Genomic DNA, 24,807 nt, shown 5'->3' on the forward strand with positions numbered 1-24,807 from the left:
TCGTCGCGGATCGCTCAGCGCCGACGCCCTGCCCGCCGCTCCGTGAACGTGGCGATCGCCGCCAGACACAGCGCGGCGATGGCCAGCTTCCCCGCCGCCTGGAGGAGCGGGCCGCGCAGCAGGATGAAGGTGTATCCGGCGATCAGCGGCGCGGCGATGGCCAGCACGCTCCCGGGGCCCGGCCCCGCCCGGGTCACGGCCAAGGCGTAGCGGCGGTCGGTGCGGGCCGACGCGTAGCCGATCAGCGCCATTCCGCCGATCATGCCGGACGCGCCGAGATCGACCCAGAACTCCGTCCACAGCGGGGCCGAGAGGTTGGTCATCCGCAGCCCCATCCACTGCCCGACCCGGACCCCGGTGTCCTCCGGCTTCCCGCTCCACACCGCGCGCGGCACGAAGAACAGCCCGGAGCCCGCAAGTTGGCGGCCGTAGGTGTGGCCCCGGGTGTCGACCCACGAGATGGTGTTGGCGAACATCACCATCTGGTCGTAGTCCTTGGTCACCAGCGGATCGAAGACCGAGGTCGACTGCACGGACCGCTGGCTCCCCTCCTCGTACCGGAACCTGTCCGCGTACGGGAACAGCACCAGCGCCCCCACCACGCCCGCCGTCAGCACCGTCCGGTAGACCGCCGCACTGCTCGGGAACGCGGCGAAGACGAACGCCACCACCACCGTCAGGAACCAGTAACGGGCGTTGGAGATGGGGTTGTTCACCAGCAGGTTCAGCGCCGCCAGCGCCACCCACACCAGCACCGTCGACGGTCTGCGGCGGGCCCGGTAGGAGGTGGCCAGACGGCGGGTGTAGAAGAGCAGCGCCAGCAGAGCAGGGACCTGCCCGAAGCCCTTGAGGAACGCCGAGCCGACATTGGACCCCTCCGTGACCACCCCGCTCGCGGCCACGGTCTCGTTGATCTCCTGTCTGCTGGCGAAGAAGACCGCGGGCCCGCCCAGCTTCATCACGTAGAACGCGCTCGCCGTGAACGCCACCAGCACCAGCAGCCGCAGCCGCAGCGGATGGACGACGGCGGGCCCGCCGCCCGGGCCGCGCGCGGAGGGGGTCCGGCGGCGCAGCGGACGCCGTGAGGCCAGCAGCGCCCCCAGGTCGTACGCGGCACACCCCACCAGGACCATCGCGATGGCCGTGACCAGGTCCTGGCGCGGCCCCACCATCGGCGTGGGCGTCTGACCGATCACCACCTGGGCGAACGGCGCCACGCCCATCGCGATGTACACGAACATCCAGAAGACGCCCTGGAGCAGCCGCCGCCGGGTGGAGAGGATCATCGTCGCGAGCCGGGCGCCCGCGTAGCAGGTCAGCACCAGCTGGAGCCAGTACGCCGTGTCCCGGACCCCGTCGCCGGGCTGGGCGGCGATCACCGCGGGCAGGAAGCAGACCAGGCCGAGGATGAGCGGTACGGACAGCGCCCGCGACAGCATCGACCAGGCGATCGGCCGCTCGGCGGGACCACCGGGAGCCCCGGGCCCCCGCGGGCCCACGACGGTGGGAGCGGCCCGCCCCGGCGCCGACGTGTGCACCGACGTCATGCGCCCCCCCGGGATCAGTGAACCGCTGAACACTCTAACGAATCAGCCCACTTGAGGGGGGCCGATGGCTACGCTGTGAAGACGTGGCCATAGTCGAGGGGAACTCTGGTGAAAATCCTGCACGTTGTCACGCTCCACACTCCGGATCACGCCTTCGGCGGTCCGACGCGCGTGGCGTTCAACCTCTCCAAGGTCCAGCGGGCGAACGGCGACGACGCACGCGTCATGGCCCTCGGCGACGGCTTCCCCGGCGGTGAACTGCCCAGCCGGGTCGAGGGAGTTCCGGTCCACCTCTTCCAGGCACGCCACCTCCTCCCGATGTTCGAGGTCAGCGGCATCACCTCCGCCGGGCTGCTGCGCACGGCGCACCGCATGATGCGCGGCGCCGACCTCGTCCACGTCCATCTGATGCGGGACCTGGTGACCCTGCCCGCGGCGCTCCTCGCCCTCGCGACCCGCACGCCCCTGGTCGTGCAGACCCACGGCATGATCGACCCCACCGAGAAGAAGGTCGCCCAGCTCACCGACCTCCTCGGGGTCCGCAAGGTGCTGCGCGAGGCGGACGCCGTCCTGCATCTGACCGAGATGGAGCGGCTCGATGTGAACGCCGTCGCCGCCCCCGTCCCGCTCACCCGCACCGTACGGCTGGTCAACGGGGTCCGTCCGCAGGAGCGCAAGCCCGCCCGCGAGCCCGGCCGCCCGCCCACCGTGCTGTATCTGGCCCGGATCCAGGAGCGCAAGCGGCCCGAGGACTTCGTCGCCGCGATGCCGCACGTCCTCGCCCGCCACCCGGACGCCCGCTTCGTGCTGGCCGGTCCCGACACCGGTGCGCTGGCCGGCACCCTGGCGCTCGCCCGGAAGCTCGGCGTGTCCGCATCCCTCGACCACGTGGGCCCGTTGGAGCACGACGAGGTGCTGGCCGCCGACCGCGAGGCCGATGTGTATGTGCTGCCCGCGATCGAGGAGCCGTTCCCGGTCTCGGTGCTGGAGGCGATGTCGGTCGGCACCCCGGTCGTCATCACCCGCACCTGCGGGCAGGCCCCCGATGTGGCGGGGGCGGGCTCCGGCCGGGTCATCGACAGCCGGGTCGGCGAGGACGCGGCCAACGCCCGCAAGGTCGCCGACGCGATCCTGGAGCTGCTGGAGCCGGAGGCCGCCGAGCAGGCCGGCAAGGCCGCCTGGGAGTTGGTGAACGAGCAGTTCACCATCGAGGCCGTCACCGCCACCCTCCGGCGGACCTACGAGGACGTGGTCCGCCGGAGGCGAGGGTGAAGGGCGTACACGTCAACGTATCGGCTTCTCACGGGACTTGAGCGCGATCTGCCAGCGGTAGAAGCTCATCGCCAGCGCGAAGTCGAAGCCCGCCCGGCCGTCCAGGAACCCCCGCTTGTAGAGATACATGTAGGCGAAGGACACCGCCGGCTTGAACGGCGCCTTGTGGAACAACTGCCCCTGGCGCGACTTGACCTGGCGCACCTGCTCCTTCACCTGGGGGTGCTGCTCCAGCCAGGCCTCCCAGTCCGAGTAGCGGTTGTGCCGCTCGAACCAGGCGGTCACCGGGTCGAGGTCCTGGTGCTCGATGGGGTGGGTGAGCGTGCCCACGCTCGCCGCCACCGGCTGGTAGTGGCCCTCCACCTCCCCGATGCCCGGCGCGTCCAGGTCCCCGACCTCCGGGTAGTGGCAGCGGGTCCGGTCGGTCAACGACCGCTTGCGGATGGTGTATCCGTGCCGCAGCCGCTTGCCCGAGAACCAGTAGCCGAGCGGAATGTCGTACGCGGCCGGCTTCGGGGCCGCCGGATCACGGAAGGCCTCCCGCAGCTCGGCCAGCAGCCCGGGGCTGAGCCGCTCGTCGCCGTCGAGCAGCAGAATCCAGTCCAGGTCCGTGCGGACGTTCTCCAGGCACCACTGCTTCTTGCGCGGATGGCCGCCGTCCCAGGTGTACGTGACCACCTCCGCCCCGCACTCCTCGGCGATCTTCACGGTGTCGTCGGTGCTGTGGGAGTCCACCACGACGACCGCCTCGAAGTGGCCGAGCACCGATTTCACCGCCTCCGCGATGTTCAGACCCTCGTTCTTCGTGGGGATCGCCACGGCTATCGGGAGTTTCGGCGTACCTGCGGTCATCCCGCGGCTCCTTCGGGCAGCCAGGCATAGCAGCCTGTGGACGTGAACGTGCGGGCGGAATCGGGGATGGTGATCTTCCGGGACTTCCCGGTGTCGGAGGCGCCGGAGGCCAGCTCCTTGCCGCCCGCCCCTTCGATCTGCCAGGAGCAGTCCGTGGTGGGGGAGGCGGAGCGGTACACGCCCGGCCGGAGCTTCTTCCCGGAGTGCTTGCCGTCCGGGTAGCCGTACGCCGCCTCGTCGACCAGGGCCTGGTGCTGGGTGCAGAGCCCGGCGACCGCGTCCTTCGCGTCCGGGATCTCGCCCGTCACGATCGCGCCGACCGCGGTGTCCCGGTCGGCCTTGACGAGGTAGCGCAGCTTGTCGCAGGTCTCCTGGCCGGTCTGGAGCACGGCCGCCGGGTCCATCCCCTTCGGCACCCGGTCCTTCAGATACTCCTTCTGCTTCTTGGTGAACGTCCCCGTGGCGGGGGTGATCTCGTCGACGGGCGTCTTCGGGCCCTCGGCCGTGGCGGCCGGGGCGGAGGACCCCGATGCCGCCGGCTCCTCGGTGGGCGGTGCGGTGGGCTCGGTGGCCGTGGTGGCGGACGGGCCGGGGACGGCGGGCCCGGGGGCCGCGGGGCGCCGGGCGCCCGCGGCCTCCGGGTCGTTCCCGTCCGCGGACGAGCCGCAGGCGGCCAGCGCCGCCGCCGTCAGGACGACGGCGGCGCAGGCCAGGAACGGGTTTCTCATCTCTCAGCCGTTCCTGAGGGCGTAGTGCGCGCTGATCTGGGAAGCGCTCAGCGCGGTCGGGTAGATGGCGGTCTCGTCGATCTGCCCGGCGAAGAAGTTGCTGGTGGGACGGTTCGGCCAGCCGGACAGATTGTCCCCGCCGACCCGCCAGTAGCCCGGCTGGTTGTCGTTGCCGGAGACCAGGATGTTCGACGCGCGCAGTTGTCCGTCGACGTACAGGGACATGCCCTGACCCAGCGGACCCTGGGTGGCGACGACGTGGTGCCACTGGCCGTCGTTGTACGCCCCCGAGGTGGCGACGGTGCGGGCCCCGCCGCTCTGGACGCCGAACACGAGACGCCCGTCGTTGCGCATGTAGAGGTGCTTGTCGTGACGGGTGCTGTTCTGCTGGGTCTTGTTTCCGAAGCCGACGATCTTACCGCCCCGGGTCGTGGTCGTCCTGATCCAGGTCTCGATGGTGAACCGGGCGGGCTGGGTGTGCAGCCGGTTGCTGTACGCGTACTCGTCGGTGCCGTTGAACCCGATCGCCGTCGAGGGCCCGGCGACCGCCGCCGGGGTCTGCCGGTAGGCGGGGCCGTTGCGCATGAACCCGTTGTTCAGATTGCCGCTGCTGTCGTGCGCGAAGGTGGAGATGCCCTCGTCCCAGCGCCAGTAGAGGCTCGCCCCGTCGGACCGGACCCGCGCCGGGTACGCCTCCGTCGCGCTCGCCACGGTCGCGGACTGGGCCGGGGACTTGGCGCTGGTGTTGGTGCCGTCGCTCGCCGTGATCCGGTACGAGTGGGTCTCGCCCGGCGCGACGTCGGTGTCCGTCCAGGTGAGCTGCGGCCGGTCCCAGAAGACCGAGTAGCCGGTCGTGGTGTGGATCGGGGTGGCGGAGCCGTCCTTGTAGATCCGGTAGGTCAGCTCACCGTCGTCGGTGTCGAAGCTGGTCTGCCAGTTCACGTCGATCTGCCCGGGGGTCAGCGTGGAGAGGCTGACGTTGGGCACCCAGGGCGCGCCCGTGTCCGGGCCGTCCGCGAAGCGGGACAGCCCCTGCTGCGGCTTGGTGTTGACGGTGGTGAACTCGCCGCCCACCCACAGGTAGTGGCGCCCGCCGCTGCTCGTCTGGCTCATCACACGCGGCCCGACCGGCTCCCCGATCCCGTCGTTGGTGTCCGGGAACCACGGCAGCAGCTTCGGGTCGTCGACCGACTGGGCCAGCAGGTGCTTGCGCGGCTGGTCCGGGAACGCGCCCATGCTGGCGCAGTCGTGGGCGTGGCTGCCGCTGTACAGCACCCCGGAGTGCACCAGCACGGCCTGGGTCGCGCCGAGGCAGGTGTCCCGCCAGCGCTGCTCGAAGTCGCTGAGGTTCAGCGCGATGCGTCCGTCGAACACACCCCCGCCGGTGCCCTCGTTGCCCGTGTAGAAGCCGGCTCCGTCCGTGGTGATGTCCTGGACCGTGGAGTTGTTGTGGATGAACCCCGGGTAGGACTTGGTGAGCTGTCCGGTGGTGGCGTCGACGACGGCCAGGGCGTGGGTGTTCGTGCCGTTGATCCGGAAGAAGTCCCCGCCGAGCAGCACGTTCTGCCCGTCCGGAGTCACCTCGACGGCCCGTGCGACCTCGTCGGCGTTGGCCGTGAAGGGCAGCAGTGAGGCTCCGGTCGTGACGGCGGCGAAGTGGCTCCTGGTCTGCCCGCCGACCGTGGTGAAGTCGCCCGCCAGATAGACCGTGTCGTCGGTGACGGCGAGCCCCCGCACGGTCGCCGAGACCCCGATCTTGAAGGAGTTGCTGACGGTGCAGGTCTCGGTGTCGATCGCCGCGATGTTGCTCACGCCGACACCGTTGACCGCGCCGAACTGGCCGCCCGCGTACAGGGTTTCGCCGTCCGGGGAGAGGGCGAGGGCCCGTACGGTCGCGGTCCCCGAGGAGATGGTGAAGGACAGCGAGCAGTCGGTGGGCGCCCCGGTCGCCGCGTCGAACGCGGCGAAGTTCACCGCGGGCTGTTCGCTCGTGCCGGGGGCCGCGGTGGGGGGCCGCAGGGTGGAGAAGGTGCCGCCCGCGTAGACGACGCCGTCGCCGGCGGCCATCGACCAGACGATGCCGTTGGTCTGCCAGGTGGAGAGGTCGTCCGCGGTGATGGCGACCGGTGGTGTCAGCGCCGCCGCCCCGGAGGCCCCGACCGTGGTCGCGGTCAGGGCTCCGGCCAGCAGGCCGAGAGCGGCGGACACGGCCCGCACACGGCCGCGTCCTCCGCCTCTGCGCCCCGTACTTCCGTTCATCATTCAGCTCCGAAGGTGAGATTCGAGCTGCGGCCGAGAGGCCGCGGATCCTGCCTCGCCCGACCGGCGGCGGGGACGGTGCGTTCCGCCGCGGACCGGGCGAGTGGGGAGGCGGGGCCGGGGCCCCGCCCATGGCCGGCGCGTTGAGCTCCACCGAGCGGTCGGTGGAGATCGGCGGTGGCGCCGGCGATCGTCCCGGTCACGGGCGCGGCGAGCGCCGGCCGGGGGTCATGGGTGGCCGCCGGCCCGGTCCGGGCCTCGGCGGTCACACGGTCGGTCGGTCCGGTAAGGGAACGGCGGACCGGCGGTGGAGCGGACCGGGCCGGCCGCCGGGGGAGCGGCGCACGTCGAGGCGCCGCCCGCGCACCGGCCCACCCGGACGGCGGTCCCGCCCCGTCATCGGTCCACCCGGACGGCGGCCCCGGTCAGCTGGTCGTCCAGCTGGCGGATGTCGGCGTCGACCATGATGCGGGCCAGCTCCCGCGACTTCACCTCGGGCTTCCAGCCCAGCAGCTCCTCGGCCTTCGAGGCGTCGCCGATCAACGCGTCGACCTCGCTGGGGCGTTCGTACTTCGGGTCGTAGCGCACATGCTCGCGCCAGTCCAGGCCCGCGTGCTCGAAGGCGTACTCCAGGAACTGGCTGACCTTGACCCCCTCGCCGGTGGCGACCACATAGTCGTCGGGGGTGTCGCACTGGAGCATCCGCCACATGGCGTCCACGTACTCCGGGGCGTACCCCCAGTCCCGGACCGCGTCCAGGTTGCCCAGATGCAGCCGGTCCTGGAGTCCCGCCTTGATCCGGGCGACGCCCCGGGTGATCTTCCGGGTCACGAAGGTCTCGCCCCGGCGCGGCGACTCATGGTTGAAGAGGATCCCGTTCACCGCGTACATGCCGTACGCCTCGCGGTAGTTGACCGTGGCCCAGTAGGAGTAGAGCTTCGCCACGCTGTACGGGCTGCGCGGGTGGAACGGGGTCTTCTCGTTCTGCGGGGGCGGGCTGGCGCCGAACATCTCGGAGGACGAGGCCTGGTAGATCCGGGTCCGGATACCGCTGGCCCGGACCGCCTCCAGGAGCCGGATGGTGCCGAGCCCCGTGACGTCACCGGTGTACAGCGGGGCGTCGAAGGACACCCGCACATGCGACTGCGCGCCCAGGTTGTAGACCTCGTCGGGCTGGATGTCGCGCAACAGGTTCACCAGCGCGACACCGTCGGAGAGGTCCGCGTGATGCAGGACGAAGGAGCGCTCCGGCTCCTCGGGGCCCTGGTAGATGTGGTCGATCCGCTCGGTGTTGAAGCTCGACGAACGCCGTATGAGCCCGTGCACCGTGTACCCCTTGTCGAGCAACAGCTCGGCCAGATACGAACCGTCCTGGCCGGTCACTCCGGTGATGAGCGCGGTCTTCGCCACGATTCCCCCTTCTCTGCTGATCGCCTCGACGGCGATGTTCACCGACATATCGGAATTGGAGCGTTCTGCGGCAAAGAGTCACCGCAGTCCTTTTCTGCTGGCACAATCCGAGCCATGACGACCGAACTCCCCTTCCCGCCCCAGGAATCCACCCGTTCCCTACTGCGGCCCGGCTCCCGCATATTCGTCGCGGGACACCGCGGCCTGGTCGGCTCGGCGGTGGCCCGCCGCCTCGCCGACGACGGCCACGAGGTGCTCACCCGCGGCCGCGACCTGCTCGATCTGCGCGACGCCGCGCGGACCGAGACATATCTGAAGGAGGTCCGCCCGGACGTCGTGGTGCTGGCCGCCGCCAAGGTCGGAGGGATCATGGCCAACAGCACGTATCCGGTGCAGTTCCTGGAGGACAACCTGCGCATCCAGCTCAGCGTGATCGCCGGCGCGCACGCGGCCGGGACCGAGCGGCTGCTCTTCCTCGGCTCGTCGTGCATCTACCCCCGGCTCGCACCCCAGCCGATCCGCGAGGACGCCCTGCTCACCGGCGAGTTGGAGCCCACCAACGAGGCGTACGCCCTCGCCAAGATCGCCGGAATCGTCCAGACCCGGTCCTACCGGCGGCAGTACGGCGCCTCCTACATCAGCGCCATGCCCACCAATCTCTACGGGCCCGGCGACAACTTCGACCTGGAGACCTCGCACGTCCTGCCCGCGCTGATCCGCCGCTTCCACGAGGCGCGGCGCGACGGGGCTCCCGAGGTGACCCTGTGGGGATCCGGCTCCCCGCGCCGCGAGTTCCTGCATGTCGACGACCTCGCCGCCGCGTGCGTACGCCTGTTGGAGGCCTACGACGGTGACGAGCCCGTCAACATCGGCTGCGGCGAGGACTTGACCATCCGCGAACTCGCCGAGACCGTACGGGATGTGACGGGCTACCAGGGGCGTATCGGATGGGACACGTCGAAGCCCGACGGGACGCCCCGCAAGCTGCTCGACGTGACCCGCCTGTCCTCCCTCGGCTTCAAGCCGCAGATCCCGCTGCGTGACGGCATCGCCCGCACCTACGCCTGGTGGCTGGGCCAACTCCCGTCCGGACAGTGATGGTTCGCCGCCGTGAGAGGTCTCACGGCGGCACACCGGCGCCGCTCCTCGCATCCGCACGCCCGCCCCGCCCTCAGTACGCCCCGCGGCCGTCGGTGACGGCGCGCACGGTGCGGGCGAGGAGTCCCAGGTCGGCGGCGACCGACCAGTTGTCGACGTACCAGAGGTCCAGCGAGACGGTCTCCTGCCAGCTCAGGTCGGAGCGGCCGCTCACCTGCCACAGGCCCGTGAGCCCCGGCTTCACCGCGAGCCGGCGATGCTCCCGCTCGTCGTAGCGCGAGGCCTCCTCCGGCAGCGGCGGCCGCGGACCGACCAGCGACATATGGCCCAGCAACACATTGAACAGCTGCGGAAGTTCATCGATCGAGGTACGCCGCAGCAGCCGCCCGACCGGGGTCACCCGGGGATCGCCGCGCATCTTGAACAGCGGCCCGTCGACCTCGTTGGCCGCGGCGAGCTGTGCCTTGAGCTCCTCCGCGTCCGCCACCATCGTGCGGAACTTCCACATGGTGAACGGCCGGTTGTGCTGCCCCTGCCGGACCTGCCGGTGGAAGACCGGCCCCCGCGAGGAGAGGCGGACGCTCAGCGCCACCGCCAATAACAGCGGTGCCAGGGCCAGCAGTCCGAACAGGGCGCCCGTACGGTCCAGCACGTTCTTGAACACCGCCTGCGGGCCGCCCCGCAACGGCGGCGCGATGTGCAGCAGGGTGAGCCCGGCCGCCGTGACCGGGCGCACCCGCTCGGCGGCCACCCCGGACAGCTCCGAGAGCACGGACAGGGCGACGCCCCCGTCGTGCAGCCCCCAGCCGAGCCGCCGCAGCCGGTCACCGGTCAGCTGGGGCCCGGGAGCCACCAGCACCAGGTCCGCCGCATGGGCGTAGACCCCGCCGAGCACCGTGCTCACATCGTCGTCGGCCGGGCAGGAGGCGAGACGCCCCGGCATCTGCACCCCGTCCAGCTCCAGCCGTGCGGCCCCCACCGGAACCACGGCGACCAGTGAGAAGTCGTGATCCGTACGGGAGTTGAGCAGCTCGGCCGCCCGGTCCACGCCCGCCGCGTCGCCGACCAGCAGCACCCTGCGGACCCGGTGGTCCCGGCGTCCGGAGAGCGGCCACCGGCGCAGCCCCGCCACCGCGGTGGCGACGAGCAGCCCGGGCGCCACGGCCACCACGGCCGTGGCCGGGTCCACCGGGCTGCCCGCCGCCGTGTGCAGCACGGCCAGCAGACCGATGAGCACGAGCCAGTCCCCGACCGCGCCGACCGCGCCGCCCGGCTCGGTCCCCGGCGGGTCCGCGTACCGACCCCGGGCGCCGCGCAGCCCGGCCCACATCAGCCCCGCCACCGCGGCGGCCGCCACCGGGCGGGGCTGGTCGCCCGCGCGCAGCAGCAGCCAGGCCGGACCGGCCAGACCCAGCAGGTCGGTCAGTGCGGCGAGGGCCGGACCGGGCGCCCTCCGCCGCCGGGCCGGTGCCGGGCGGGCCGGGTCGCGCTGTGCCGTCGGGGCCCTCCACAGCTGCTCCAGGGCCGCCGTGCGATTCCGGGAGGCGGCGGTGCGGGGACGCGGCGCGCCCCGGAGCCCCACCGGTCCGGATAGGTCGGTTTCCGGTATTTCGACATGCCCCATGAACCCCCCAGTCACAGTCGCACCCCCACAAACGGGACGCATCCGTCGATCCCATGGACTGACGGATGCGCCCTCGCTCGGTGCACGATATCCACACACGTGCCATTTCGCTGGAGTTCTCGTGAAGTTCAGACGGCTCGGTCCAGACACCTCCGATCGGCCGGAACCATCCGATGTCGCCTTGTGCGTACGGATGTTGAGGGTGCGACAGACGAGTAAGCGCTTGTGCCGGCAGGCGGTCGTGGGCGGTGTGCGGAGGCCTCGGCTCCGGTGCGCCGCGCCGGGAACGCGCGAACCCCCTGGCGGGCGGGTGCCCGGCCAGGGGGTTCGCGTGATCCCTCGCCGTGCCGCCAGGGGTGGTGAACGGACGGCGAGGGTCGCTACGGGGTCAGAACGCGCCGTCCGTGCGCCGTTTGGTGCGCCGGTGGACCAGCAGTCCGGCGCCAACGAGCCCGACTGCTGCGAGAGTTACCGACATCACAGTCGCCCCGGTGGCGGCCAGGCTGCCGCCGCCGGAGGACGGGGTGACCCCGGCGCCGCCCGCGACACCGCCGCCGACCGCGGCTCCGGACCCGGAACCGCCGACCGTCGAACCGGAGCCGCCGACCGTACCGGAGGAGCCGCCGGTGGAACCGCCGGAGGTGGAGCCGCCGCCCGACTGCGTACCGCTGTCACCGCCGGTCGAGCTGTCACCGCCCGTGGACGCGTCGCCGCCGGTCGCGCCGGCGGTGCCTGATGAACTGTCACCACCCGTACTGCCGCCGCCGTTCGTGGTCTCACCCGAGCCGCCGGTGTCGCCGCCCGTCTCGCCGCCGCCCGTGGCCGCCGTGACGGTGAGCGTCACAGGGGTGGTCCGGGTGGTGCCGACGTCGTTGCGGAACTCGGCGCGGTAGCGGTAGCCGTCCTGTGCCGTGCGCGCGGTGAAGGAGAGCTCCGGACCGGTCGCGCCCTCGACGTCCTTCCAGGTCTGCGCGCCGTCCGTGCTGACCTGCCAGCGGACCGTGGGCTCCGGGGCGCCCTCCGCCTCCGCGGTGAGGGCGACCTCCTCGCCGTCCCGGGCCGTGAGGTCGACGGGCGCCCGGGTCACCAGGGGCGACACCTGACGGGCCAGCTTGGTGATCTTCCCTTCGGCGGGGCTGGTCACGAAGACCGTGCCGCCGCCCGGTTCGACGGCGAGCGAGGCCGCGCCGGACTGGCTGTGGTTGCCGGGCAGCGACAGGTCCTTCGCGGCGACCGCGAAGTCGTCGCTGCTGTACACGGTCAGCGTGCCGTTGTTGTCGTTGGCCGGGTCGGAGAGGTCCCCGCCGTCCTGCCAGACGACGAAGGCCCGGCCGCTGTCGGTGTCGAAGGCGGCGTCGCGGGCCAGGTCCTTCCCGACGAGCGTCTTGACCAGCGTGCCCGTGGCGTCGAAGACCCGCACGGAGCGGTTGACGCCGACCCACACCGCACCGGTGGCCGGGTCCGTCTCGGTGAATCCGGCCATGCCCGGCGCGCCGGGCACGTCGAAGGAGCCGGTCGGTTCGAACGACGTGAGGTCGACCCGGTGCAGTTTGCCGGCCGCGAAGTCGCTGTACCAGAGCGTGCCCCGCTCGGGGTCGGCGGCGAACTGGGCGCCGCCCGGCAGGGTGAGAGTCCGGGTGGCCTCGCCGGTCGCCCGGACGATCTCGGAGAGCTTCGCGCCCTGGGCGACCAGCACCGTCTCCGGAGTCGTCCCGGGGGCGATGTCCGTGATGGTGGACCCGGTGAGCCAGACGCCCGAGGCCGCCTCGTCGCCCGCCTCGGCAGCCCCGACGCCCCGCAGCGGGTAGTTGTAGACGACGCCGTCGCCCGGCAGCGGGCCCGCGATGCGGGCGGCCGTCGAGGCGCGCAGCTCGCCGGTGGAGCCGGGCGCCAGGCTGATCCAGCTCTCCGACGTACCGTCCTCGGGGTTCAGCACATGCAGCCCGCGTTCGTCGACGTCGGCCGTGTCGGGGAGGTTGTCCGCACCGACGTACAGCTTCTTCGATTCGGGGTGCAGCAGCAGGTCCAGCGGCTTGCCCGCCGAGGTGAAGTCGGCGACCGCCTTGTAGGAGACGGTCCCCGCGGGTACGTCGACGCCCTCGCCGCCCGGTTCGCCGGGCTCCTCGCCCGCGAAGGCGACGGGTATCCGGACGTCCTGCGTACGGTCGCCCGCGGCGCGGTGGTCGGCGCGGGTGACGACGGAGCAGGAGACCTCGGCGCAGTCGAGGCCGTCGCCCTTCGCCGTGACCTCGATCTCCACGTCGAACGTTCCGCCGGGCCCGAAGGCCTGCGCGAGATCGCCCTCGTAGGGGTCGCCCGGAGGCACGATCCACTGCGAGGTCTGCGAATCGCCGCTCATGTCCGCGCCGCCGAGGCAGGGGGAGGGCACCCGGTTGTCGCCGTTGTCCTTGCACAGGGCGACGTAGATGCCGGTGGTCAGTCCGTACCCCTCGCCGCTGACGCGGACCTTCTGCCCGGCCGGGTCGAGTCCGGTGGTGGCCGAGACGGTGAGCGTCTGGCCCTGCGGACCGGTGGCGGTGCTCGGGGTGCCGGCGTCGGCGCTGACCGCCGCGTCGGCGGGGATCGCCGCGAGCAGCAGGGCGGCGACGGCGGCCGTACCGGCCCGGCGTCTCAGCCTGCCGCGGCCGCTCGGCGGGGTGCCGGGGGCGGTGCCCGAAGCGGTGCCCGGAGTGGATGTCATGTCATTCCTCGTCACGACGCGGGGGAGCCCGGCCCCGGCGCGAGCTGCCGGGACCGGGCGCATGGCTGTACTACTGAAGGAAGTTGCTCGGTGTCACACGGGCCTGCGCCACCCGAGTTCGTGTCGCACGGGCCCGTGTCACACGAAGTCGATGGGGGCGTGGACGTCGTACTTGCGGTCGTTGGTGTCGGTGTGGTCGGCGCGGGTCACGATGGCGCACTCGACGGTGTCGCCGCAGACGTTGCCGCCGCCGAGGTCGGCCTTGACGTGTATCTGGACGCTGAAGGTGCCGCCGGCGCCGAAGGGCGAGGTGTTGGGGAGGCCGCCGCCCAGGCTGGAGACCCAGTGCGAGGCGCCGGTGGTGCCGGACTCGTCCTGACCGCCGAGACACGGCGAGGGCTTGTTGTCGCCCTGGGCCCCGTCCACCACGCACAGGCTCACGTAGACGCCCTGCGAGGAGTTGTAACCGCTGCCGCTGACCGTGATGTTGGCGCCGGAGGCGGCCGCGGTGTCGGGTGCGGTGAGCGACAGGTTGTAGGTGGTGCCCCCGTCGGTGACCGTACGGGTACCGGTCGCGGCGGCGGCGGGGGAGGCGAAGGTCACGGCCAGTGCGGCGGCGGCGAACGCGGCGAGACCCGTGCGGGCGACGGTGCGGGTGGAGGGAACAGCACTCATGTGATGAGCACCTTTCTCGGCATCGGTAACCAGAACCACGGACACCCAGTCGACTTAGGTAAGGCACACCTAAGTCGATGTCTGTTGGGTTGTCAACAAAGCGGCCCGTCCCGGCCGCAGGCGTGCAGGAGCGCATGAGGCAGGTGTGCAGGTGTGCAGAGTGCAGGAGTGCAGGAGTCAGCCGGTTCCGGCCGACGGGAGGGTCTGCTCGGTCCAGATGGTCTTCCCGGTCGGCGTGTACCGCGTGCCCCACCGCTGGACGAGCTGCGCCACGATGAACAGGCCGCGCCCGCCCTCGTCGTCCTCCGCGCTGTGCCGCAGGTGCGGCGAGGTGTGACCGGTGTCCGAGACCTCGCACACCAGGGTGCGGTCCCGGATGAGGCGCAGCCCCAGCGGCCCGCCCCCGTACCGCACCGCGTTGGTGACCAGCTCGCTGACGACCAGCTCGGTCGCGAACGACAGCTCCTCCAGTCCCCAGGCGGCCAGTTGCCCGGTGGCCAGTTCGCGGGCGCGGCCCACCGACACCGGTTCGGCGGTCAACTCCCAGTCGGCCACCTGTTCCGCGTCCAGCTCGCGGGTACGGACCAGGAGCAGCGCCGTGTCGTCGGCGCTCGTGCCGCCGGGCACCAGCTCGGACACCGCCCGGTCGCACAGCTCCTCCAGCGAGGCGCAACCGCCGCCGAGCACCCCGCCCAGCGCGTCGAGGCCCTGCCCGATGTCGTGGTCCCGGGCCTCGACCAGACCGTCGGTGAACAGCGCCAGCAGGCTGCCCACCGGCAGGTCGATCTCCATCGACTCGAACGGCAGGCCGCCCAGGCCCAGCGGCGGTCCCGCGGGCAGGTCCGGGAACGACACCCGGCCCCCGGGTTCGACGATCGCCGGAGGCAGATGCCCGGCACGCGCCATGACGCAGCGCCGGGAGACCGGGTCGTAGACCGCGTACAGACAGGTCGCCCCGGTGGTCACGTCGTACGTCTCGACCGCCCCGCCGTACGCGTCCGACCGGTCCTCCGCGGGCTGCCCCACCAGGTCGTCCAGCCGGGTCAGCAGTTCGTCGGGGGCCATGTCGAGCTGGGCGAAGGCCCGTACGGAGGTGCGGAGCCGGCCCATGGTGGCGGCCGCCTGGAGCCCGTGCCCGACCACGTCCCCCACCACCAGGCCGACCCGGGTGCCGGACAGCGGGATCACGTCGAACCAGTCCCCGCCGACACCGGTCACATCGTCGGCCGGCAGATAGCGGTAGGCGGTCTCCACCGCGGACTGCGGCGGCAGGTGGTGGGGCAGCAACTGCCGCTGGAGGGCGAGGGAGGCGGTGCGTTCGCGGGTGTAGCGGCGCGCGTTGTCGATGCAGACGGCGGTCCGGGCGGTCAGCTCGTCCGCCAGGGCGACCTCGCCGTTGTCGAACGTGGTCGCCCGGTCGGGGGCGAGCGCCCGGCCCGAGGCGTCGGGGCCCACGCCCCGCTCGAAGGTGACGAGCCCCAGGATGCCGCCCCCGGCCCGCAGCGGGACGACGAGGGTGCCCTCGTCGAGCACGAGCCCGCCGGAGGACAGACTGCGGTGCTGCGGCGAACCGGGCGGATAGCCGACCGGAGGATACGGCTCCGGGGCCTCGCCGGAGGCTGCCGGGGCGTCGTCGGAGGCGTCGGCGGCGTCGGGGGCCTGTGCGGCTTCCGGCGGGCCCGTCTCCGGCAGGGCGAGGTCCGGCGCGCCGCCGCCCGGCTCCGAGCGTTCCGCGACCCGCAGCAGGGACATGTCCGCCGTGCTGCCCACCGCCGCCGTCTCCCCGGTCACCGCGGCCCGGGTGACATCGACCCGTACGGCGGCGGCGAAGTCCGGCACGGCCACCTCGGCGATCTCCTCGGCGGTGGTGGCCACGTCCAGGACCGTGCCGATCCGGCGGCCGGCCTCGACGAGGAGGGCCAGCCGTTCCTGGACCCGGTAGCGGTCGGTGATGTCGAAGGCGTCCTCGCAGACGCCGAACACATGCCCGTGGGCGTCCTCCAGCCGGTAGTAGGCGCAGGACCACAGATGGTCCCTCCCCGGATCGCTGGGCGGCTGCCCCCGGAAGTTCAGGTCGAGGATCGGCTCGCCGGTGTCGATCACCTGGTGCATGACGCCGTCGAGGGTCTGGGGGTAGCCCGGGCTCACGAAGGAGCCGCCGGAGTACAGCTCATCGGCCCGCATGCCCCGGAACGCGGCCAGCGGCTGCCCGATCTCCCGTTCGTAGGCGGTGTTGCACCAGGTCAGCCGCAGATCGGTGTCGTAGATCGCCAGTCCGACGGGCGACTGGGTGGCCAGCCCCTGGAGCAGGGCGATCCGGGACTCCCAGTGGCGCAGTTCGCCCACCTCGGCCGCCACCATGATCCGGTCCGGCGCGCCCGGTGTCCCGCTGCCCCCGGCGCCGCCGGGCAGCGGGCAGGTCGCCGTCGCCACCAGCAGCTCATGGCCGTCGCGGGTGCGGGCCACGTGGATCTCGTCGCCGACGAGGGACGAGGGTCCGAGACCGGGAGCGGCCGTTCCGGCGACGTCGGAGGAATCGGAGGGGTCGGACGGTCCGGAAGGATCGAGCGGTTCGTCCGGTCCGGAAGGATCGAGCGGTTCGGGCGCCGGGGACGGCCGGGGCGGCCCGTCCGAAGAAGCGCCGCCGACGGTGACCGGGTGCGCCGAGAGGAACGCGCTCAGCGGCCGTCCCAGGACCTCGGAGGGCTCGTAGCCGAGCAGCTCGGCGGCCGCGGGGCTCCAGCCGATGACGGTGCTCTCATCGTCCAGAACCATCGTGGCCGCCCTGGTGATGTCCAGGGGGCCACGGAAATCGGCGCTCTCCGCCGTGTTCGCCGCGCTCACGGCGCGACCCCGGCCCGTTTCATTACCCTCAGAATCCGCCCTGCCCGGGACCGGCACAACCGCGGTGCCCCGGGCCGGGCCGGCGGGGCATCGGCGTCAGCGCACCCCGTCGGGCCGGAACTGCACGCTGACGCGCGGCCCGACGGCCCGTGCGGTCTTGGGGATCGCGTGCTCCCAGGTGCGCTGGCAGCTGCCGCCCATGACGATCAGGTCGCCGTGGCCGAGCGGCCTGCGCACGGGGGCGGGGCCCGGGCGGCGCGGCCGGAGGGCGAGGTACCGGGGCGCGCCCAGCGAGAGGATCGCGACCATGGTGTCCTCGGTGCTTCCCCGCCCGGTGGTGTCCCCGTGCCAGGCGACCCCGTCCCGTCCGTCGCGGTAGAAGCACAGCCCCGCCGTGGTGAACGGTTCGCCGAGCTCGGCCACGTAATGGCTGCTCAGCTCGGTGCGGGCGGCCTCCAGCGCCGGATGCGGAAGAGGGTCGCGGCGGCCGAAGTGGGCCAGCAGCCGGGGGACCGCCACCACGCGCTCGTACATGACGCGCTGCTCGGCCCGCCAGGCGACATCGCGTACCAGCGTCTCGAACAGCGTGTCCGCGCCCCGGAGCCATTGCGGCAGCACGTCGATCCAGGCTCCGTGGCCCAGGTCGGTACGGCGCAGCCCGCTCAGGGGGCGGGTGCCGACCTCGGCCTCCTGGTCGAAAAGTGAGCTCTGCAGGTGTACGGCCATGGGGTGAGCGTAACGCTATTCGAGCATGTGTGCGAATAGTCGGGCGGTGACGACGCATGATCAAGCGGTGACGGGGAGAGGACCTTCCTTGATCAGGTCGGCGCACTTCTCGCCGATCATCATCGTGGTGATGCACGGATTGACCGTCGGCAGGAACGGCATGACGGAGGCGTCGGCCACCCGCAGCCCCCGGACCCCCTTGACCCGCAGCTGCGGGTCGAGCGGCGATTCCCCGTCCTCCACCGGGCCCATGCGGACGGTCCCGGCCGGGTGGTACACGGTGTTGTGCGTCTCGCGGATGTAGTCGAACAGCTCCGCGTCCGTGGTCGCGCCGGGCCCCGGCGCCAGCTCGGCCCCGGCCCACGCCGCCATCTCCGGCCGCGCGACGATCTCCCGCGCCAGCCGCAGCCCGTACGTCATCACCCGTACGTCGTGCTCGTCGGTGAAGTAGCGCGGATCGACCCGGGGCTTGTCCCGGAAGTCCCGGGTCCGCAGCCGGACCGTGCCCCGCGACCGGGCGCGGGTGACGTTCGGGGTCAGACAGAAGGCGTTGTCCGAGGTCGGGTAGCCGCGCCGGTAGGTGTTCAGGTCGAACGGCACCGATCCGTAGTGGAACATCAGGTCCGGCCGGTCGAGCCCCGGCTCGGTGTCGGCGAAGATCCCGATCTCCCACCACTGGGTGGAGGTGGTGACCATCGGCCGCTTCGCCTCCCACATGATCACGCCCTCCGGATGGTCCTGGAGGTGCGAGCCGACGCCGGGGGAGTCCACCCGTACGTCCACGCCGGTGTCCCGCAGATGCCAGGCCGGGCCGATGCCGGACAGCATCAGCAGCTTCGGCGAGTCGATCGCCCCGCAGGAGACGATCACCTCGCGCCGCGCGCGCACCGCCCCGCTGTGCACGGTGTCGGGCTCCAGATACTCCACCCCCGAGCACCGGTCGCCGTCGAACAGCAGCCGCTTCGCCTGGAGCCCGGTCCGTACCTCCAGGTTCGGCCGCTTCCCCAGCACCGGGTGCAGATACGACACCGAGGCCGAGGAACGGGTGCCGTCCTCGCGGGCGTTGATCTGGAACCAGTGCGCGCCCCGGATCACCGTGGAGCCCGTGTTGAACGGCACGGTGGGAATGCCCGCCGCCGCGCAGGCCTCCAGCAGAGCCGTACCGCACGGGTCGCGGGGCGGCACGGTACGGATGGTGACCGGACCGGAGCGGCCGTGGTGGTCGCCGGGCGCGTCGTTCGTCTCCAGGCGCCGGTAGAGCGGGAAGCAGTCCGCCGCGCTCCACCCGGTGCAGCCCAGCGCGCCCCACGCGTCGAGGTCCTCGGCCGGAGCCCAGAAGGCGATGCAGGAGTTGTGCGAGGAGCAGCCGCCCAGCACCTTGGCGCGGGCGTGCCGCATGAAGCTGTTGCCCCGCTCCTGCGGCTCCACCGGGTAGTCCCAGTCGTAACCGGACTCCAGCAGCGCCATCCACCGCTCCAGCCGCAGGACGCTGTCGTCCCCGACGTCCGAGGGGCCCGCCTCCAGGACGCAGACGGTGACGTCCGGGTCCTCGGTGAGCCGGGCGGCGATGACGGCGCCGGCCGTACCGCCGCCGACGACGACGTAATCGAACGCGGGTACAGGGCGTGCTTCGGACATCGGGTCTCCAGGGTCGGGCCGGCCTGCGGGGACGTCAGCCGGCCGGCGGGGGCGGGGCGGTGGGGGCGGTGGGGTCGTCCTGGGCCTCGAACCGGTGCTCGGCGAGGACGCCGGTCCGGTGCCGCTGGACGAACCAGTAGTAGGCGAAGCCGCCGAGCGCGACGACGCCGATGAACAGGAACGCGCCCCACCGCAGATACCAGTGCTGCGGACCGGTCGCGTTGTACACCTCGGCGCGCGGCCAGGCCAGGTTGAGCGACATCGCCGTGCCCCAGAGCACCGCGAGCACATTGACCGGCAGCCCCCAGCGGCCCAGCGAGAACGCGCCCTCGCGCGGCTCCCAGCCGCCGCGCAGCCGGCGCAGCAGCATGGGCACGGTGACCAGCAGATAGGCCACGTAGATCATGATGATCGCGATACTGGTGATCACCGAGAAGATCTGCGGCTGGTTGATGTTCACCACCAGGATCACGACGCCCACCACCCCGATCAGCACGGCGGGCACCACGGGTGTCTTGAAGCGGGGGCTGACCCGGGCCAGCTTCGATCCGGCGGGCAGGTTGTTGTCCCGGGCCATGGCGAACATCAGCCGGATCCCGGCCGCCTGCACGGCCAGCACACAGACCGTGATCGCGACGACCACCGCCCAGAGGAAGATCTCCCCGACGGTGTCGCCGAGCGTCGCCAGCACCACGTACTGCAGACCGCCCGTCGACAGCTCCTCGGCGTGCAGGTCCGGCACCGAGAGCAGCGCGAAGAGCAGGATGAACGCACCGATCAGGAAGGACGCGATGAGCGCCCGCAGAATGGCGCGGGGCGCGTTGCGGCCCGGGTTGTGCGACTCCTCGCCGAGCGAGGACGCGGTGTCGAAGCCGTACATCACATAGGCCGAGGCCAGCGACGCGGTGAGGAACGCGCCGAAGTAGCCCAGCGACTGGCCGCTGCCCAGCCCGTACGTCTCCGTCAGCGCGGTGCTGGGGCCCCGGGTGATGTGGGCGGCCAGGAAGATGATCAGGGCCACGGCGGCGATCAGCTCGATGAAGACGCCCGCGGAGTTGATCCGGGCCATGAGCTTCACGCCGAACGCGTTCACCAGCGTGGAGAACAGGATGAGCACCGTGCCCAGCAGGACGGCGTTGGCCGCCTGGTCGTTCTTGCCGCTGCCGTCGCCCACGAACTGGAACCAGTCGTCGATCTGCGGCAGCGTGATCTGGTACGCCAGCGCCACCGCCGACAGGGTGACCATGGTGGCCGTCATCATCATCCAGCCGCCGAGCCAGCCGACGTGCGGACCGCCCATCTTCTTGGCCCAGTTGTAGACCGAACCGGCCACCGGATAGCGGGCGGCCAGCTCGCAGAAGCACAGGGCCACCATCAGCTGCCCGCAGAAGACCATCGGCCAGGACCACCAGTAGGCGGGGCCGCCGAAACTGACGCCGAAGTAGAACAGCTGGAAGGTGCCGGTCAGGATCGAGATGTAGCTGATCCCGGCGGCGAAGGTGTGGAAGTTGCCGAGCGTGCGCCGGAGTTCGGGCTTGTAGCCCAGCTCGCCGAGCGCGTCGTCGTCATGGCTGCTGTCCGGCACCGCCCGCCCTTCGGGGCCCTTGGCGCCGCTCACTCGAACCACCGCTGGGGGACCGCCGCGACATTGCGCCAGATGTGCTTGGCCTCCTGGTACTCGGCGAGACCGGCCGGACCCAGCTCGCGGCCGAAGCCGGACTGCTTCATACCGCCCCACTCCGCCTGCGGTACGTACGGGTGGAAGTCGTTGATCCACACGGTGCCCGCCCGCAGCCGCGAGGCCACCCGGTGGGCGCGCCCGCCGTCCTGCGTCCAGACCGCGCCCGCCAGCCCGTACACGGTGTCGTTGGCCAGCCGGACCGCGTCGTCCTCGTCCCGGAACCGCTCGACCGTGAGCACCGGACCGAACGACTCGTCCTGCACCACGGACATCGAGGTGGCGCACTCGTCCAGCACGGTGGGCGGGTAGTAGAAGCCGCCCGCCAGCGCCGGATCCTCGGGCCGCGCGCCCCCGCAGCGCAGCACCGCGCCCTCGGCGATGCCCTCCGCCACGTACGCCTCGACCTTGTCGCGGTGCGCGGCCGAGATCAGCGGCCCGCTGCGCGCCTCCTCGTCGAACGGCCCGCCGAGCCTGATCCGGCCCGCCCGCGCCACCAGCTCGTCGGTGAACCGGTCGTGCAGCTCGTCCTGGACGAGGAGCCGCGCCCCGGCGGAGCAGACCTGCCCCGAGTGCAGGAAGACCGCCATCAGCGCGTAGTCGACGGCGGTGTCGAAATCGGCGTCGGCGAAGACGATGTTCGGATTCTTGCCGCCCAGCTCCAGGGCGACCTTCTTCACGGTGGGCGCGGCGGCCGCCATGATGCGCCGCCCGGTCACGAGCCCGCCGGTGAACGACACCAGGTCCACCCGCGGATCCTCCGTCAGCGGCGCCCCCACCACACCTCCCGCCCCGAGCACCAGATTGGCGACCCCGTCCGGCAGCCCGGCCTCGGCCAGCAGCCCCATGAGGAGGATGGCGGTGTGCGGGGTCAGCTCGCTCGGCTTGAGGACGAACGTGTTGCCGGCCCCGAGCGCCGGGGCGACCTTCCAGGCGGTCTGGAGCAGCGGATAGTTCCACGGCGTGATGAGCGTGCAGACGCCGACCGGCTCGTACACGATCCGGCTGTCGACGTCCGCGAGCCCGGTGTCGACGACCCGGCCCGCGTCCCCGGCCGCGACGAGGTTGCCGAAGTACCGGAAGCAGTTCGCGATGTCGTCCATGTCGTAGGCGCTCTCGACCAGCCGCTTCCCCGTGTCCAGCGACTCGGCCCGGGCGAAGACGTCCTTGTCCCGCTCCAGCAGCTCCGCCACCCGCAGCAGCAGCCGCCCCCGCTCGGCGGCCGGTGTACCCGGCCAGACCCCCTGGTCGAAGGCGCGCCGGGCCGCCGCGACGGCGGCTGCGGCGTCCTCGGCCCCGCCCTCGTCGACCTCGGCCACCGGCGTGCCGTCGGCCGGACAGCGGATCTCCCGCTTCCGCCCCCCGGCGGCCGCGGTCCACTGGCCATCGATGAACAGCTCCGGCATGGGCTCCTCCTGTACGGGGGCGGGACGGGCGCCCCGCCGGGTGCGGGCCACGGCGACGACCGGCTCCCCGGGTGACGACGTCAGCACAGACAGTAAGGGCGGCCGGGTGTGCGCGCAGCGCGGGGGCGGCCGTCCGGAGCACGCGCCCCCGCCGGCCCGCCGGCCGGGCACGCACCGCCCGGAGCCGGGCGTTCCTCGCCCGATAGGATCCGGTCCGGCCCTGACCTCACGTCATGGGCCGGTCAACAGGTCCTGAAACAGGGCGGTTTACGCCCTGCCGCGCCGCCATTGAGAAGGCCGCCACGAGAAGTGCGTCCGCCGGGCGGCCGGGACAGCCGGAACACCGAGTGAGTGGAGCGCCAGTCATGCGTGGAGGCAGCGTCGCCGTGGTCGGCGGCAGCATAGCGGGGTGTGCCGCGGCCCTGGCCGCGTCGCGCGGGGGAGCGGAGCGGATCACCGTCCTGGAGCGGGCCGACGACCGGCTCCGGGACCGAGGGGTGGGCATCGCCCTCCAGAGCGACCGGTACGAGGAGCTGCGGGAGGCCGGGTACGTCGCGCCGGAGATGCCCTGGGCGCCGCTGACCCGGCGGGTGTGGAGCGTGCGCGACGGCGAGGCGGACCACGGCCGGGCCGTCGGCGAGCAGCCGTTCCCCTTCCGGGCCTAGCGAGGCGCCTGCCGGTCCCGGTGCGGTGGTCACCGGGGTGGAGCCGGACGCCGACGGGGTGACGCTGCGGCTCGCGGACGGGTACGAGGAGCACTTCGACGTGGTGATCGGGGCCGACGGATACCGCTCCGTCGTCCGCGAGGCCATGTTCCCCGGCGCGGACGCCACGTACGCCGGATACATCGGCTGGCGCGGGACCTCGTCGGACGTCGCGGACCTTCCGTCGGACGGCAACGACGCGCACAACATTGTCTTCCCCGGCGGCCACTGCATGATCTACCGCATCCCGGACGGCGTCGGCGGCCACCGGCTCAACTGGGTGCTCTACACCGCGCCGCCGCAGGCCGACGGCCTCCACCCCGACCTGCGGACGCCCACCTCACTGCCGCCGGGCCGGCTCAACTCCGAACTCACCGCGCGACTTCGCGCCCTGGTCGCCGACAACTTCCCGCCGTACTGGGCCTCCAGGGTGCTCCGCACCCCCGCCGACACCACCTTCATCCAGCCCATCTACGACCTGGAGGTGCCGCACTACACCTCCGGACGGATGGCGCTCGTCGGTGACGCCGCCAGCGTCGCCCGCCCGCACATCGGCGGCGGCAGCGTGAAGGCGCTCCAGGACGCCACCGCGCTGGAGGCCGCCTGGAAGGCCGGGGGCAGCTGGAAGGAGGTCCTGGAGGGGTACGACGCCGGGCGCGGGCCCGTCGGGTCCGCCATGGTGGCCCTCGCCCGCCGGATGGGCGCCGCGCAGGTCGAGAACACCCCGGACTGGTCCGCCATGGGCCAGGCCGAGTTCGACACCTGGTGGCAGGACCAGAACAAGGGCTCCGACCGGCGCAGCGGCTTCGGCGGTCACAGCATGAAGGCCGGGTAGGCGCGGAGTGCGCGCGGCACGGGCGCGGTGACCTCACGCCTCACGGGGTCACCGCGCCCGTGCCCGTACGGTCGTCGCGTCTCAGGCCGCCGTCGGGGCCAGCTCCAGCGCCGCGTGCAGCGCGGTGGCGTCGGCGCGGGCGTCCGCACCGGACATGCGCAGCGTCACCCGCCCCGAGGTGAGGACCGTGAGCGTACGGGCGCACTCGGCGGCCTGGGCGGGGCTGGGGGACACCAGCAGGACGGCGATGCCCTCCGCGGCCAGCGTCGTCACCAGCTCGTGGACCTGCCGGACGAGGACCGGCGCGAGGCCCTCGGTCGGCTCGTCGAGCAGCAGCACCCGTGGCGAACCGAGCAACGCGCGGGCCAGCGCCAGCATCTGCTGCTCGCCGCCGGACAGATCCGTACCCCGGTTGCCCCGGCGCTCGCCCAGCCGGGGCAGCAGTTCCAGGACCCGCGCGGGGGTCCACACGCTGGGGCGCGTTGTGTCGCCGCGGCGCGGCGGACGGTAGGACAGTCGCAGGTGCTCCTCGACGGTGAGTCCGGCGAACACCCGCCGGCCCTGAGGTACGAGCCCGATCCCGGCGCGGGCGATCCGGTGCGCGGGCCGGCCCGTCACCTCGCGGCCGTCCAGGGTGACGGTTCCGGCGCTCGGCCGCATCAGGCCGGCGACGGTGTGGACGAGGGTGGTCTTGCCGGCGCCGTTGTGGCCGACGACGGCATGGACCGTGCCGGCGGACACCGACAGGTCGAGCGCGTGGAGGACGGTGCCGCCGTGGTAGCCCGCGGTCAGGCCGGTGAGTTCGAGCAT

At 72.4% G+C, this 24,807-nt stretch carries 16 protein-coding genes and 1 pseudogene; 3 read left to right on the forward strand and 14 right to left on the reverse strand.

Annotated features, from left to right (window positions below):
• Positions 1-14 precede the first annotated feature (14 nt).
• Positions 15-1,547, reverse strand: coding sequence for a hypothetical protein (locus KV381_RS29255; RefSeq protein ID WP_218786708.1), 1,533 nt, complete (start codon positions 1,545-1,547; stop codon positions 15-17).
• Between the two features lie 108 nt (positions 1,548-1,655).
• Between KV381_RS29255 and KV381_RS29260 the strand changes: the two genes are divergently transcribed.
• Positions 1,656-2,819: a glycosyltransferase gene (locus tag KV381_RS29260; protein ID WP_098027201.1), complete on the forward strand. Its 1,164-nt coding sequence runs from the start codon at positions 1,656-1,658 to the stop codon at positions 2,817-2,819.
• Between the two features lie 12 nt (positions 2,820-2,831).
• Here the strand turns inward: KV381_RS29260 and KV381_RS29265 are convergent, their stop codons facing one another.
• The 4 genes from KV381_RS29265 to gmd all read right to left on the reverse strand — a co-directional run bounded on the left by KV381_RS29265 (position 2,832) and on the right by gmd (position 8,068).
• On the reverse strand, positions 2,832-3,671 hold the full coding sequence (locus KV381_RS29265; protein WP_030079829.1) for a glycosyltransferase family 2 protein: 840 nt from the start codon (positions 3,669-3,671) through the stop codon (positions 2,832-2,834).
• On the reverse strand, positions 3,668-4,399 hold the full coding sequence (locus KV381_RS29270) for a hypothetical protein (RefSeq protein WP_218786709.1): 732 nt from the start codon (positions 4,397-4,399) through the stop codon (positions 3,668-3,670). The genes KV381_RS29265 and KV381_RS29270 overlap by 4 nt, the downstream gene beginning before the upstream one ends.
• A 3-nt stretch (positions 4,400-4,402) precedes the next feature.
• The gene (locus KV381_RS29275; protein ID WP_218786710.1) at positions 4,403-6,661 is read right to left on the reverse strand and encodes a LamG domain-containing protein; all 2,259 of its coding nucleotides are present in this window, start codon (positions 6,659-6,661) and stop codon (positions 4,403-4,405) included.
• Between the two features lie 393 nt (positions 6,662-7,054).
• Positions 7,055-8,068, reverse strand: coding sequence for a GDP-mannose 4,6-dehydratase (gene gmd / locus KV381_RS29280; protein WP_030079824.1), 1,014 nt, complete (start codon positions 8,066-8,068; stop codon positions 7,055-7,057).
• Positions 8,069-8,182: 114 nt separating this feature from the next.
• Here gmd and KV381_RS29285 point away from each other — a divergent pair, with 114 nt between their 5' ends.
• Positions 8,183-9,166 (forward strand): GDP-L-fucose synthase, encoded by a 984-nt coding sequence (locus KV381_RS29285; RefSeq protein ID WP_218786711.1) that lies wholly within the window; start codon positions 8,183-8,185, stop codon positions 9,164-9,166.
• Between the two features lie 73 nt (positions 9,167-9,239).
• Here KV381_RS29285 and KV381_RS29290 read toward each other — a convergent pair whose 3' ends face one another.
• The 8 genes from KV381_RS29290 to KV381_RS29325 all read right to left on the reverse strand — a co-directional run bounded on the left by KV381_RS29290 (position 9,240) and on the right by KV381_RS29325 (position 22,458).
• Positions 9,240-10,790 (reverse strand): sugar transferase, encoded by a 1,551-nt coding sequence (locus KV381_RS29290; RefSeq protein WP_218786712.1) that lies wholly within the window; start codon positions 10,788-10,790, stop codon positions 9,240-9,242.
• Between the two features lie 388 nt (positions 10,791-11,178).
• Complete coding sequence (locus KV381_RS29295) at positions 11,179-13,491, reverse strand: hypothetical protein (RefSeq protein ID WP_218786713.1); 2,313 nt, start codon at positions 13,489-13,491, stop codon at positions 11,179-11,181.
• A 138-nt stretch (positions 13,492-13,629) separates the two neighbouring features.
• Positions 13,630-14,166 (reverse strand): hypothetical protein, encoded by a 537-nt coding sequence (locus tag KV381_RS29300; RefSeq protein WP_218786714.1) that lies wholly within the window; start codon positions 14,164-14,166, stop codon positions 13,630-13,632.
• Between the two features lie 177 nt (positions 14,167-14,343).
• Positions 14,344-17,010 (reverse strand): SpoIIE family protein phosphatase, encoded by a 2,667-nt coding sequence (locus KV381_RS29305; protein WP_218786715.1) that lies wholly within the window; start codon positions 17,008-17,010, stop codon positions 14,344-14,346.
• A gap of 96 nt (positions 17,011-17,106) precedes the next feature.
• A complete protein-coding gene (locus KV381_RS29310) occupies positions 17,107-17,736 on the reverse strand; it encodes an alpha-ketoglutarate-dependent dioxygenase AlkB (RefSeq protein ID WP_218786716.1) in 630 nt (209 codons plus the stop codon).
• A 60-nt stretch (positions 17,737-17,796) separates the two neighbouring features.
• On the reverse strand, positions 17,797-19,374 hold the full coding sequence (locus KV381_RS29315) for a GMC family oxidoreductase (protein ID WP_218786717.1): 1,578 nt from the start codon (positions 19,372-19,374) through the stop codon (positions 17,797-17,799).
• A 34-nt stretch (positions 19,375-19,408) separates the two neighbouring features.
• Positions 19,409-20,992 carry an APC family permease gene (locus KV381_RS29320; RefSeq protein ID WP_030631708.1) on the reverse strand — a complete coding sequence of 528 codons (1,584 nt, stop codon included), beginning with the start codon at positions 20,990-20,992 and terminating at the stop codon, positions 19,409-19,411.
• Positions 20,989-22,458: an aldehyde dehydrogenase family protein gene (locus KV381_RS29325; protein WP_030079805.1), complete on the reverse strand. Its 1,470-nt coding sequence runs from the start codon at positions 22,456-22,458 to the stop codon at positions 20,989-20,991. Before KV381_RS29325 ends, KV381_RS29320 begins: the two co-directional genes overlap by 4 nt.
• Positions 22,459-22,823: 365 nt before the next feature.
• Between KV381_RS29325 and KV381_RS29330 the strand changes: the two are divergent.
• Positions 22,824-23,997 (forward strand): annotated as a pseudogene (locus KV381_RS29330) (FAD-dependent monooxygenase).
• Between the two features lie 81 nt (positions 23,998-24,078).
• On the opposite strand, the gene KV381_RS29335 reads toward KV381_RS29330, so the two are convergent.
• Entirely contained in the window at positions 24,079-24,807 is a 729-nt protein-coding gene (locus KV381_RS29335; protein WP_030079801.1) for an ABC transporter ATP-binding protein, read from the reverse strand.

Source organism: Streptomyces sp. WY228 (assembly GCF_019287315.1).
GTDB classification, from domain to species: domain Bacteria; phylum Actinomycetota; class Actinomycetes; order Streptomycetales; family Streptomycetaceae; genus Streptomyces; species Streptomyces caviscabies.